Genomic DNA, 545 nt, shown 5'->3' with positions numbered 1-545 from the left:
CTGGCTAGAGCACCTGCCTTGCACGCAGGGGGTCAACGGTTCGAATCCGTTATTCTCCACGTTTCCGGGGGGACATCGATAGATGCTCCGAAAAGAGAAGCCGGAAAAAGAGTTCTTTGACATACTGAAAGAGAAAAAAATTACAAGAGAAGACAACAGTAGGGATAATGTCAGTGATGGCATATCCATGCAGCTTCCTAGCGAGCAAAAGGGCTAGGGGGGTGAAGAAAGTAAATAAGGGCACACGGGGGATGCCTAGGCTCTCAGAGGAGATGAAGGACGTGATAAGCTGCGATAAGCCACGGGTATCGGCAAATGCGAATTGATCAGTGGATTACCGAAAAGGGCAACCTGGCTATATGAAGAATAGTCGTATGAAACGAGAACGCGCTGAACTGAAACATCTAAGAAGGCGTATGATAAGAAAATAACAATGAATTCCCAAGTACTGGACAGCGAACGGGAAGCAGCCCAAACCGGTAATGTTACGGCATCTCCGGGGATGTAGTACAACGATAGAATACTGAGCTATGAACTCCAATCAG

The 545-nt window shown here is 47.3% G+C and carries 1 rRNA gene; it reads left to right on the top strand.

What is annotated here, in order from left to right:
- Positions 1-224: 224 nt before the first annotated feature.
- A 23S ribosomal RNA gene (locus K7A41_RS00045) occupies positions 225-545 on the top strand; the annotation flags it as partial.

Origin of the sequence: Sphingobacterium sp. InxBP1, assembly GCF_026191775.1 — a bacterium.
Classification (GTDB): Bacteria; Bacteroidota; Bacteroidia; order Sphingobacteriales; family Sphingobacteriaceae; genus Sphingobacterium; species Sphingobacterium thalpophilum.
The sequence above is the reverse complement of the archived record's forward strand: the minus strand, read 5'-3'. Positions and strand labels throughout refer to the sequence as shown.